Source organism: Stenotrophomonas sp. HMWF023, assembly GCF_003060985.1.
GTDB classification, from domain to species: domain Bacteria; phylum Pseudomonadota; class Gammaproteobacteria; order Xanthomonadales; family Xanthomonadaceae; genus Stenotrophomonas; species Stenotrophomonas lactitubi.
Genome location: NZ_QAIJ01000223.1, coordinates 1 through 11475, shown reverse-complemented (window position 1 = coordinate 11475; position 11475 = coordinate 1). Strand labels below are relative to the sequence as shown.

8 protein-coding genes are annotated in these 11475 nt (G+C 66.0%); 5 read left to right on the top strand and 3 right to left on the bottom strand.

Annotation, left to right across the window (positions count from 1 at the left end; translation table 11 throughout):
• Positions 1-52: 52 nt before the first annotated feature.
• Positions 53-493 (top strand): DUF2231 domain-containing protein, encoded by a 441-nt coding sequence (locus DBR20_RS12120; RefSeq protein ID WP_108266338.1) that lies wholly within the window; start codon positions 53-55, stop codon positions 491-493.
• The gene (locus DBR20_RS12115) at positions 486-1796 is read left to right on the top strand and encodes a sorbosone dehydrogenase family protein (RefSeq protein WP_108266337.1); all 1311 of its coding nucleotides are present in this window, start codon (positions 486-488) and stop codon (positions 1794-1796) included. The genes DBR20_RS12120 and DBR20_RS12115 overlap by 8 nt, the downstream gene beginning before the upstream one ends.
• Before the next feature lie 52 nt (positions 1797-1848).
• Here the strand turns inward: DBR20_RS12115 and DBR20_RS12110 are convergent, their stop codons facing one another.
• Positions 1849-2511 carry an exopolysaccharide biosynthesis protein gene (locus DBR20_RS12110; protein ID WP_108266336.1) on the bottom strand — a complete coding sequence of 221 codons (663 nt, stop codon included), beginning with the start codon at positions 2509-2511 and terminating at the stop codon, positions 1849-1851.
• Positions 2512-2683: 172 nt separating this feature from the next.
• Between DBR20_RS12110 and yidA the strand changes: the two genes are divergently transcribed.
• From yidA to DBR20_RS12095, 3 genes are all read left to right on the top strand, one after another.
• Entirely contained in the window at positions 2684-3517 is an 834-nt protein-coding gene (gene yidA, locus DBR20_RS12105) for a sugar-phosphatase (RefSeq protein WP_108266335.1), read from the top strand.
• A 363-nt stretch (positions 3518-3880) separates the two neighbouring features.
• Entirely contained in the window at positions 3881-6196 is a 2316-nt protein-coding gene (locus DBR20_RS12100; protein WP_108266334.1) for a TonB-dependent receptor, read from the top strand.
• A 216-nt stretch (positions 6197-6412) separates the two neighbouring features.
• Positions 6413-6721, top strand: a complete 309-nt coding sequence (locus DBR20_RS12095) for a hypothetical protein (protein ID WP_251474072.1) — start codon at positions 6413-6415, stop codon at positions 6719-6721.
• Positions 6722-6760: 39 nt separating this feature from the next.
• Here the strand turns inward: DBR20_RS12095 and DBR20_RS12090 are convergent, their stop codons facing one another.
• Positions 6761-11107, bottom strand: coding sequence for an AAA domain-containing protein (locus tag DBR20_RS12090; protein ID WP_108266332.1), 4347 nt, complete (start codon positions 11105-11107; stop codon positions 6761-6763).
• 36 nt (positions 11108-11143) lie between these two features.
• Positions 11144-11475, bottom strand: a 332-nt coding sequence (locus DBR20_RS22135; RefSeq protein WP_181393072.1) for a hypothetical protein, incomplete at its 5' end; no start/stop codon positions are given.

Genomic DNA, 11475 nt, shown 5'->3' with positions numbered 1-11475 from the left:
CCCCCCTGTGCTACTACAGCCCGTGCAGCCCTTCCCCGTACGGAGCACGACCATGGTCAACCCCGTCGCCCAGGCCCACCGCGGCCTCGGCACAACACTCTTCAGCCTGTTGAACCCGATACCGTTCGGCTTCTTCGTGGCCGGCCTCATCTTCGACATCCTCTACCTCAACACCGCTGAAGTGATGTGGGGCAAGTCGGCCGCGTGGCTGATCACCTTCGGCCTGCTGATCGCCATCCTGCCGCGCCTGATCAACCTGTTCGCGGTGTGGCGCCGCAATGGCAGCGCCACCGGCACTGACCGCCTCGATTTCCTGCTCAACCTGGTCGCCATCGTGCTGGCCATCTGGAACGCCTTCGTGCACAGCCGCGACGCCTATGCGGCGGCCGTACCGGGCACCATCCTTTCCGCGCTGACGGTGGCACTGATCGCGCTCGGTTTCATCCTGCTTTCGCTGCAGCAGCCGGTGCTGCAAGGAGCCCGTCATGGCTAAGCGCATCCTGCCCGTCGTGGGCGTGCTCTCGCTGGCGTTGACGCTGGCCGCGTGTGCCGGCAAGGCCGAGTACCACCCGGCCGATCAGTCCGGTGCGCAGCCACCGCTGCCTGCGCCGCAGAACTACCTGATGCCGCCGATGCAGGTGCCCAAGGGCGTGGGCTGGGCCGAGGGCCAGGCACCGTCGGTAGCCGATGGCCTGAAGATCGAGCGCATCGCCGCCAACCTGCAGCATCCGCGCCGGCTGCTGTCGCTGCCCAACGGCGATGTGCTGGTGGTGGAAGGCAACGGCCCGGGCGAAGAGCCGGTCACCACGCCCAAGCAATGGATCGCCGGCAAGGTGAAGGCGCGCTCGGGCAAGGCCGGCAAGGGCGGCAACCGGGTCACCCTGCTGCGGCGCACGCCGGGCACCGGTACCTGGACCCAGCACGTGTACATTGAAAACCTGCACTCGCCATTCGGCATCCAGCTGATTGGCGACACGCTGTATGTGGCCAACACCGGCAACATCATGAAGTACCACTACGTGCCGGGCGAAACCCGCATGTCGGACAAGGGCAGCGAGTTCACCGATCTGCCCAGCACCATCAACCACCACTGGACCAAGGAACTGCTGGCCAGCCGCGATGGCAGCAAGCTGTACGTGGGCGTGGGCTCCAACAGCAACATCACCGAGAACGGCCTGGCCGTCGAGTACCGGCGTGCGGTGGTGCTGGAAGTGGACGTGGCCACCAGCGGCAGCCGCATCTACGCCTCGGGCCTGCGCAATCCCACCGGCCTGGACTGGGAGCCGAGCACCGGCAAGCTGTGGGCGGTGGTGAACGAGCGCGACGAGATCGGTGCCGACCTGGTGCCGGATTACCTCACTTCGGTGCAGGAGCATGGTTTCTACGGCTGGCCCTACAGCTACTACGGCCAGCATGTGGACGAGCGCGTGCAGCCGCAGCGGCCGGACCTGGTGGCCAAGGCGATCCGCCCGGACTTCGCCATCGGCTCGCACGTGGCACCGCTGGGCCTGCTGTTCTATACCGGCCAGGCGTTGCCGGCGAAGTACCACGGCGGTGCCTTCATCGGCGAACACGGCAGCTGGGACCGCTCGCCGTTGAGTGGTTACGAAGTGGTGTACGTGCCGTTCAAGGATGGCAAGCCGGCCGGCCGCCCGGAAGCGGTGGTGAGCGGGTTCGCGTCCAAGGATGAGAAGACGCTGATGGGCGCACCGGTCGGCATGGCCATCGACGCGGAGGGCGCGTTGCTGGTCGCCGACGACGTGGGCGACGTGGTGTGGCGGGTATCGGCGAAGTAGTCGGCCACCCGCGCATCACAGGCGTTCTGTAGAGCCGAGCATGGGCTCGGCTCTACAGCGCTGACGACCCGGTACGCATCCCACTGAACACCGATTCGGCTGCAAAGCCCACACCACCCAGCAGCACACCGAAGTACACCACCGACGCCACCACGAAGCCGTAGCCGGCCGCCACTGCGGCGCCATCGCGCTGGATGAAGCCGATCGCAAATGACATCAGCGCCAGCGCCGGCAGCGTGTTGCTGAAGGGAATCGGCCCGGCCGGCAGCATCAGCAGGATCGTGGCGAACACCAGCGCCAGGTTGTTCAGCCGCATCATCTTCTTCGAGCGCACCATCGCTGCCAGCCGCATTGGCCGAGACAGCCGCTCCATCCGGTGCACCCACTTCAGGGCACGGCCCAGGTTGGCCTTCAGTTTGTCGGTGGCGATCTGCTTGTCGGCCAACCGCTGCGGCACCCACAACGGGCGATCGCGCACGCGGCTCAGGCCGATCAGCAGGATGGACGCACCGAATACCGTGCTCAGCCCGGGAATCGACACCGGAATCAGGAAGATCGCCGACAGCAGGATCACCACCAGCATCAGGCCCTCGTCGCCTAGCGCATGCAGCAGCGTGCCAACACGGATGTGGTCGCCGGGCAGACCGTCGATCAGGTCTTCAATCTGCTGGGCAAGCGGGGCGGTGTCGTTGGCGTCGGGCGCTTGGTAGGTCATGCGTCGAAGAAGTGTCCAGGGAAGGGCGGTCGATAGGGCCGTCCTGCGGTGGGGGACGCACAGGCCCCATGAGTATCTCCGGCCGGCGCTGCGCGGAGGTGAACCGGGCATGAGGCCGGCAGCGCCCGGCGGCCTGGCCTAAAATGGGCGTCCCCCGCACTGGTTGAAGATGATGGACATGGGTCGCAGGCAATCGACCATCGAACTGGTCGCCATCGATATGGATGGCACCCTGCTGGACCCCGGCCACAAGCTCACCCCGCGCGTGAAACAGGCCATCGCCGAGGCGCGCGCGCTGGGCGTGCACATCGTGCTGACCAGTGGCCGCCCGGTGCCGGGGCTGGCGCCGTTCCTGCAGGAACTGGGCATCGATGGCGACGATGATTACTGCATCGCCTGCAACGGCGGCCTGGTGCAGCGCATCGGCCCGCGTGAGACCGTGGTCGAGTATCCGCTCAGCTTCGACGACTTCGTGTACTGCGAACAGGTCGCCCGCGAGATCGGCGTACATTTCCAGGCACTGGATGCACAGCGCATGTACACGCCCAACCAGGACATCAGCATCTACACCGTGGCCGACTCGCATCTCTCGCGCATGCCACTGTCGTACCGCCGCGTGGCCGACATGGACCCGCGCATGTCCTTCATCAAGCTGATGATGATCGATGAGCCGGAGGTGCTGGACGCGGCCATCGCGCGCCTGCCAGCCGCACTGACCGAGCGCTTCGCGGTGCTGAAGAGCGCGCCGTTCTTCCTGGAAGTGTTCGACCGCCGCGCCGGCAAGGGGCCGAGCCTGCAGAAGCTGGCCGAGCACCTGGGCATCGATCGCGCCAACGTGATGGCCATCGGCGACCAGGAAAACGACCTGACCATGCTGCAGTACGCCGGCACCAGCGTGGCGATGGGCAATGCCATCGATGCGGTGAAGGCGACCGCGCGTTTCGAGACCGCGACCAACGCCGATGAAGGCGTGGCCAAGGCAATCGAGCGTTTCGTCCTGCAGTAACCGCACGTCGATCTGCCCAGGTAGTTGCCAACCTTGGTTGGCACACGCAGACGGCAAGCGCCGACCAAGCTCGGCCTCTACCACGCCAAGGCTATACCCACGTATAGCCCGGCCATCCCTATCGCCATTGGCGCTGTACCACGGTGCAATGGCGGATGCGGCAGTGCGATGCAAGAATTCCGCACGTCGAAATCATCCCGCCGCATCACCCGGAAGATCACCGCTTCCATCCGCTGCTGACCGACGCGCACCGCGCCGTCACTCCTTCAACGCAATCGCCGCCAGCCAGCGCGCCGCACACCGGCGCTGCATCGCGCTGGGCGTGCGCCTGCGCCACCTTTCCCCTGCACCCTGGATCTGGCCATGAACACTCCACCTACGCTTATTGCCTTGGCGATCGGCACCGCTCTCGTTGCACCGCTGCACGCTGCCGAGTCGACCGACGCCGCCCATGAACCCCCCACCACCCTGAACGCGCTGCAGGTCATCGCCACGCCGCGCGGTGCTGCTGTCGCCCCGACGCAGGTGGTGGGACCGAACCGCTACGTCATCAACGCCACCGACCTGGACGCGATGATGTCGGGCAACAACGGGCTGTCGATGCTGAAGAACGTGCCGGGCGCGAGCTACACTGCCACCGACGGCCTCGGTCTGGACATTTCCGCCACCAGCCTGTTCGTGCGCGGTTTCCGCATGAATGAAATGGGCATCACCTTCGAAGGCGTGCCGCTGAACGACAACGGCTTCCTCTCGCTCACCGGCACCAGCGTGGTCAACGTTGGTGTGCCCGATGGCATCGGTTCGATCACGGTCAGCCCGGGCGGCGCGCCGGTCAGCGTGTTCTCCAGCAGCGTCAACGGCGGCAGCCTCGAGTACCGGCTGGCAGAACTGCAGGACACGCCCAGCCTGCGCATCAAGCAGGGCGTAGGCAGCAACAACACCCTGGTCACCACGGTCTCGGGCCAGAGCGGTCAGCTGGGCGAGCACGGCCCGAAGCTGCTGGTCGACCTGCAGCGGGTGTCGGCCGACAAGTACCAGGGCGCCGGCACGCAGAAGTTCCTGCGCGGTGACCTGAAGGCCCAGCAGGATGTGGCGTGGGGCGATTTCACCGTGTTCCTGTCCGACAGCAAGGCCGCGGTGTGGGGCTACAACAACATCTCCTTCGACATGATCCGCAAGCTCGGCTGGAAGGCCGACAGCTTCTATCCGGACTATGCGTGGGCGTACTACGTGGCCTCGCCGGAGAACGCCGACAAATCCTGCGGCGCCTACACGTGCGGTGAGCTGTCCGAGCTGATTCCCTACGACACCGGCCAGGTGACCCGCGACCGCGTCGCATCGATCAACCATCGTTTCCAGATCACGCCCGCGCTCAGCGGCAACGTGCAGCTGTACAACGCCAACAGCCACACCCAGGCCACCCTGACCGACCCGACCGTGCCGTCACCCAACGGTGCGCCCTTCTCCGAACAGGTGCAGACGCCACGGCTCAACCGCTTGGGCGGGATGTTCAACCTGCAGTTCGAGACCGGTGCGCACACCATCACCACCGGCTTCTGGCAGGAGAAGAGCAAGGCGGCCGCCAAGACCGAGTGGTACCAGCAGCCGCTGCTGGGCGAGGGCAAGCCACTGAAGGCCACCGGGCCGTTCGACGTGTACGGGCCGGCGTTCCAGACCGACAACGCATCAAGCTGGGTGACCCGTTCACGGCAGTTCTACCTGCATGACAACTACGCCGTCACCGACACGCTGGTGCTGGGGCTGGGCTTCAAGGCGGTGGATTTCGGCACCACCGGGGGCGGCATCGGCGATGCGCCGGAGCGCCCGGTGTCCGGCACGCTGCGTGCCAAGAGCAACTTCCTGCCGCACGTGTCGCTGTACTGGAGCCCGACCGACCGGACCGATGCCTTCATCGATCTGGCCAACACCATGAACGGCTATCGCGTGGCCCAGCGCGGCAACATCGGCTACACCGCGTCGGCCTGGACCATCACGGACCAGCAGGAGTTCGACCGCGTGGCCGGCACCCTGCGGCCGGAGAAGAACTGGAACCTGACCGTCGGTGCCAGCCATCGCTTCGACCGGCTGACGGTGACTGCGGATGTGTTCTACAACGACATCCGCAACCGGCTGCTGTCGGCCGCCATCGGCACCCAGTTCGCACAGATCAATACGGTGCGGCTGATGCCGAAGATGCACGTGATCGGCGCCGACCTTGGCGTCACCGCCGACCTGACCGACCACCTGCAGTTCTACCAGGGCATCGCGCTTGCGCGCTCGTACTACGACAGCGATTTCGTGGTGGGCGATACCGTGTACCCGATCAAGGGCAACGCACAGCCGGGCTATCCGCAGCTGTCGCTGGTCAGTGACCTGTCCGCGCACTTCGGCGGCTGGCGTTTCGGTGCCACCAGCACCTCGTACCTGCGCCAGCCCTTCACCTATGAAAACGACATCCGCGTGCCGACGTTCTGGCAGGTCAACGCGTACACCGCCTACAAGCTGGGCCCGGACAGCCTGGTGCCGGGGCTGGAGCTGCGACTGGACGTGAGCAACCTTTTCAACCGCAACAACATCGGCACCGCCACCATCGCCGGTTCGTCGTTCTCGGGGGATTACCAGACCCTGCAGCGCAGCGCGCCCCGGCAGGTGATGTTCAGCACCTCGATGTCGTTCTGAGATACGGAACGGGGTCCGGAACGGGGTCCGGAACGGGGTCGGATCCCTCTGCCACGCAAAGGGTTCCGACCCCACCCGCTGTATGCACGATCTGCACTGATTTCGTGGCACCAACGCAAGGTTCCCACAATGTTGCTGGGTCATCCTGTAGGCATGGCACAGCAGAACCCCCGTTTTCCTCCGGTCCGCAGACGCGCCCATGGACGTCCGCGTCCGGTGCCGTTCGCCGCACCGACGGTCGACCTGGAGGCCGAGTACCAGTTCTGGCAGGTCTATGACCGCGTGGTCCGCCCCCTGCCCGGGGGCGGGTTCCGCCTGGCCTGGCTGGTGCTGCAGACCGTGTACCGGGCGCGGGCGCGCTATCCCGACGACACCCACAAGCTCGCGCTGTCACGCGTGCTGTTTGGCGCGAACATGACCGCCGACCGCGCCGCCGAGCTGGAGGAACTGTACGCGCTCGTCAGCCGCCGGCTGGCGGCGGTGGCGGTGCGCGGCCAGGATTCGTTCCGCAGGACGGCGCCCTGATCCGTCCCGCATCACCCAACACGCGCGCCACCGCCCCCGTCAGCTGACCTTGCAGGGCATGCAGATCCGTCCCACCCCGCCGGCACCGGCGCGCAGGTCAGGGTCGAAGAATTCCTCCTGGCTGCGGATCTGTCCGCAGCGGCTGCAGACCTTCTTTTCCTTCGACTCCAGTCCCTGCACCTGCTCGATCACCTGATCGACCGCTGCCGAGCGGATTTCCGTGCCGGCCACTTCAATCAGGCGATAGAGGCGGTCGGACAGGGTCTGCACCGGGTCGCTGCCGAGGTTGAAGCGGTTGATGCGCAGGAAGCGATAGCCGTAGCTTTCCAGCGTCAGCTGGCGCTCGACATCGGCCTCGACCAGATAGCGCTCGTGGTTGCCCACATGCACCGGCTTGTCGCGGCGGAAATGGAACTCGAAGCCGTCGTACTCGATCACGATCTGCAGCGCGCCGCGCACGGTCTGCACGGTCACCAGGAAGTCCAAGCGCCACGCCGGATGCTGGTAGGTCGGGTCAAGCTGGCGCAGATAGTCGCCCACCGGGAACTGCGGAATGATTTCCACCGCATCGCCATGCGCGAGCACGAAGGGCGTCTGCTGCAGCCACTGCAGCACCTTCGATTCCATCGGGCTGCGCGCGTCGGTCTGCGCGGCGTCGGGCGCGGGGCGATCCAACTGGCTGGCGTAGTAACGCAGCGCGTTGCCGATTGCGCCGCGGAACGCATCGACCGGCATCGAATGGACGAACCAGATCGCCTCCTGCGCACGGGAGAAGCCGACATTCAGGCGCTGCACTTTCAGCTTTTCCTCCACCGCATCCACCGCGCCAGTCAGGCTGACCGGGAAGATGTAGTTCAGCGCATCCTGGCCGGCGGTCGCCACCATCGAATAGAAGATCATCCCGCGTTCCTCACCCTGGCAGGAGTCGACCGTCATCACTTTCAGGCGAAGCCGCTCTTCGAACTCGCGGCCGCGCGGATGATTGAACAGCGCCTTGGACAACAGCGTCTGCTGCTCGCGGAACGGCGTGATGATGCCCACCGTAGGCGGCGCCTCCGTATCCAGCAGTTCAACCAGGCGCTCGGCAATGAAGGCCGCTTCGGCTTCGTTGGTGCTGCGGCTGGTTCGGTGCCCGCTGGCATCGATCTGGCTGAAGCGGATCACCTCCTGCAGCGGCCGGCTGCGGATCTTCAGTGCCTGCAGCTGGTGGTTGTAGAAGGTGGAGGACGAGAACCCGATCAGTTCCGCATAGCTGCGGAAGTGCTTGCGCAGCATCACCGAGTACGAGGCCGAGAGCGAACAGAACTCCAGCACCGACCGCTTCACATCGAACATGGCCAACCGTTCCAGCACGTCGGCCTGCTGGCTGACGTTGGCGCGGAAGTAGTTGACCAGGTCCGAGCGGTACTTGTCGTTCAGCGCGATGCTGGCGTTGGCGGCCTTGACGTTGGAGAACTGCTTGGAGTCACCCAGCACCACCACCTTGCGCGCGCGCAGCAGCGCCGGCAGTGCCTGCGCCACTGACACCTGCGAGCCTTCATCGATCACCAGCACGTCGAACAGGTCCGGTGCCAGCGGCATGTATTCGCCGAACTCGCGGATGCTGGCGATCATCACCGGGAACGACTCGCGCACGCTCTCGAACTTGTCCACCGGGAATTTCTGCCGGTTGGCGATCACGCCCGCCAACGCCCGCGCATCGGCGCGGTGATGATCCATGAAGCTGATCAGGCGCCCATCCACGTGGGCATTCATCACCGAGGTGTTCAGGCGTTCCAGCTTGGTCTTGGTGCCGACATAGTCGTACTGCGGCGCATCGACGAAGGCCTTGCGCGTGGCCATCCAGCCCTGCAGGAAGCGCAGGGTCAGCGCCCACAGCGCGGGATCGTCCTTCGGCTCGGCAAGCAGGGTCTCGACGATGGCCGGATTGAGCCGCGCCAGCAGGGTCATTGCCTGCCGTGCAACCGCCGCACCCGGTCCCGGCGCGGCGCCGTGGGCGATCTGCCGGTAGCTGGCAGGCAGCTGCGTGCCCAGGCCTTCGGCCTCCAGCTTCATGCGCAGCGCGTTTGCGCCCTGCACGATGGCCTGCAGGGCCGCTGCATCGTGCTTGAGCAGCAGTGGCCGCGTGGTGCCCAGCTGGTTGAGCTGCAGTTCCAGCCCGCGTACCGCATTGCCGCGCAGCAGATAGCCCAGCACCGGCATCTTCAGCTGCTGGTGCTGCAGCAGGATCGTACCCAGCAGCCGTACCTGTTCGGCATCCAACGACTCGAACAGCTCCCAGCCGTCAACCGGTCGATCGGCAAGGAAGGCCGTTGTCACCGCATCGCGACGGATGCGCTCGTCCAGCGACGCCGGGCTGTAGTCGGTGCTGCCGAACAGGTCGGCCAGATAGGTTTCAAGCACGTCCGCCTGTGCAGTCACCGCTTCCAGCTCGGCCAGCACGTTGGCATCCATCACCGCGTGCACCTGCTGCAACACCGCAGGTGCGCGTTCGCCCAGTTCCGCTTCCTGCTCGTGCATGGTCTTCACGGCGGCAAGCGAAACACGCCCCAGCGTCTGCACGGTGCTGGAGATGGCCTGCCGCAGGGTCTGCGCTGTGTCCTGGCGCTCGCTCTCAAGGGCGGGCTGGTTGGCCTTCATGGCCTTGGCGAAGGCCGAAATCTGGCTGATGGTGCCGGTGGAAGTCAGGCGCTTGAAGTTGGCCGCCTGCTGGCCCAGCCGCAGGATCGGGTTGGGGAAATCGCGATCGTGGCGAACCCGGCTCATCGCATCGGACAGCTTGTCGTACACCACGTCCAGCGCCTCGGTCTTGTCCGACAGCACCAGGCAGCTCTTCTTGTTGAACGCACAGTCGGCGGCGATGGCAGTGATGGTGTGCGACTTGCCGGTGCCGGGTGGGCCTTCGACCACCACGATCCGCCCCTGCGGCTCGCGTACCGCCAGCAGGATCTTGCGCTGTTCCTCGTTCAACGGGATGGGCGAATCGAACACCATGCGCTCCACCAGCGGCAGCGCATCCCAGGCCGATTCCACCCGTTCCCCGATCGGCTCGGGATTGCGCATCAGCACGCCTTCCACCATGCCGTGGAACAGATCCACCAGCTTCGACCCCCCATTGCGGGCCTGGTCGATGATCTCCTCGAAATCATTCAACAGCGCCTCGTCGGCGCGCTCGAACGCAGCCAGGTGCAGGGCAGGCGACAGCGCAACGGTGGCGGTGGATGCCTCGCTGGCAGACGAGGAAAGCGAGACTTCGCCGCCCAGATCCACCGCGTTGGCCACCTGCCGGAACAGCGACGCCGCCACTTCGAACAGGCTCTGCGCCGGGTCGAGGTACTGGATGCGCTCCTGGATCGGCGACACCCACTCGCGGGCCATGCCTACGGCCAGTTCCTGCAGCACGAAGTCGATCGCGCGGCGGTTGGCGAACAGCCGGTTGCTGAGGGTCAGGGTGTAGCCCGACCCATCCTTGGCCCGCACCACGTCCAGCGGCAGGTAGAACACCGGGTACTGCACGCCCGCGTACTTCAGCGTGCCCACGTAGAGATACAGCTGCAGGCCATCGCCGGTGGCGACATAGGTTTCCAGGTCGCGGAACTCATGGAAGGCGTCGGCCGCCACGAAGTTCTCGAAGAAGGCCATCAGCGCGCTGATCGTGCCGTCGCGGGTCAGCTGATGCTCGCAGGCCTGCTGCAGCGGCAGCTCGTCACCGGTGGCCAGCAAGCGCGCCAGCACCTCCGGCAGGGTCTGGTACAGATCGACAACGGCACGGGTGACCAGGTCCGATTCAGCCGCGTGCAGCGAATCCATCACCCAGTACGCCTGGCCCTGCAGTGGGCCGGCCAGATGCGCGATCAGCGGCCGCACCACCTGCACGCACATCGCATCCACCAGGGCGCCCTGCACCGATTCCACCCAGGCTTCCGGGTCTTCCAGTGCACCGGCCATGCTGGCGCGCGCCTTGTCCAGCACGGCCACGCGCACCGTGGCGATGGCGGTCTCGGTGATGGCGTTCACTTGTTCTTCGACGATGCGGCGCAGCGTCGCGCTGATCGGCCGGGTATAGCTGCGCGGGCCGATGGTGAACGAAAGCTCCTCGCCGGAGGGCCGGCTGAGCAGCTTCCACAACTCCTTGTCCAACGCCGGATACGGCGCGGTGCGCATGCCCGCGCGGAAGCCGGAATCGCTGGTAAGCACGATGCGGCGCCGCGGTGCCTGCGCGCGCTTGAAATCCGATTCAAGGAAATCGCGGAAGTACTGCGAGATCCGCACCGCGATTTCGCGCATCTTCGTTTCACCCAGAGGCCCGCCGCCGCCGGTTGCCGCAGGTGTCAGCGGGGTGGACGCATCGGAGGTCGGCAGGTGCGGCGGCTGGGGAGTGCTCATGTATGGCTGGGCGGGCACCTGGCAAGACAGGCACCGCTAGGGACTGGGCCCTGCATGGTCGCACGCGTCGCCCACGGCGGGGAGGGGGCCGGTGCCCTCCAGTACCGACGGCAGGATCATGTGCGACGTCAGCGATCGCCAGAACAGCGACTCGTCGTAGCTGTCAAAGTCGGTCCGGACCAGAATCGGCGACGGCAGGCCCTGCGCGCGCAGGCGCAGGCGGATACTTGCGACCTCCTCGCTCAGCCCCATGCCGAACAGCACCAGCTGCACCTTCGCATCGCGCAGTACGAACGATTCCTGCAGGCGCGTACCCAAGCCGGCCGCCAGGAACGTCCCCACCAGGTCGTAGTTGCGCCACTCCAGCA

Bases quoted from the DNA above. Each gene is read 5' to 3' on its own strand.
- DBR20_RS12120 (WP_108266338.1), top strand. From the start codon at position 53: ATGGTCAACCCCGTCGCCCAGGCCCACCGCGGCCTCGGCACAACACTC.
- DBR20_RS12115 (WP_108266337.1), top strand. From the start codon at position 486: ATGGCTAAGCGCATCCTGCCCGTCGTGGGCGTGCTCTCGCTGGCGTTG.
- DBR20_RS12110 (WP_108266336.1), bottom strand. From the start codon at position 2,511: ATGACCTACCAAGCGCCCGACGCCAACGACACCGCCCCGCTTGCCCAG.
- yidA (WP_108266335.1), top strand. From the start codon at position 2,684: ATGGACATGGGTCGCAGGCAATCGACCATCGAACTGGTCGCCATCGAT.
- DBR20_RS12100 (WP_108266334.1), top strand. From the start codon at position 3,881: ATGAACACTCCACCTACGCTTATTGCCTTGGCGATCGGCACCGCTCTC.
- DBR20_RS12090 (WP_108266332.1), bottom strand. From the start codon at position 11,107: ATGAGCACTCCCCAGCCGCCGCACCTGCCGACCTCCGATGCGTCCACC.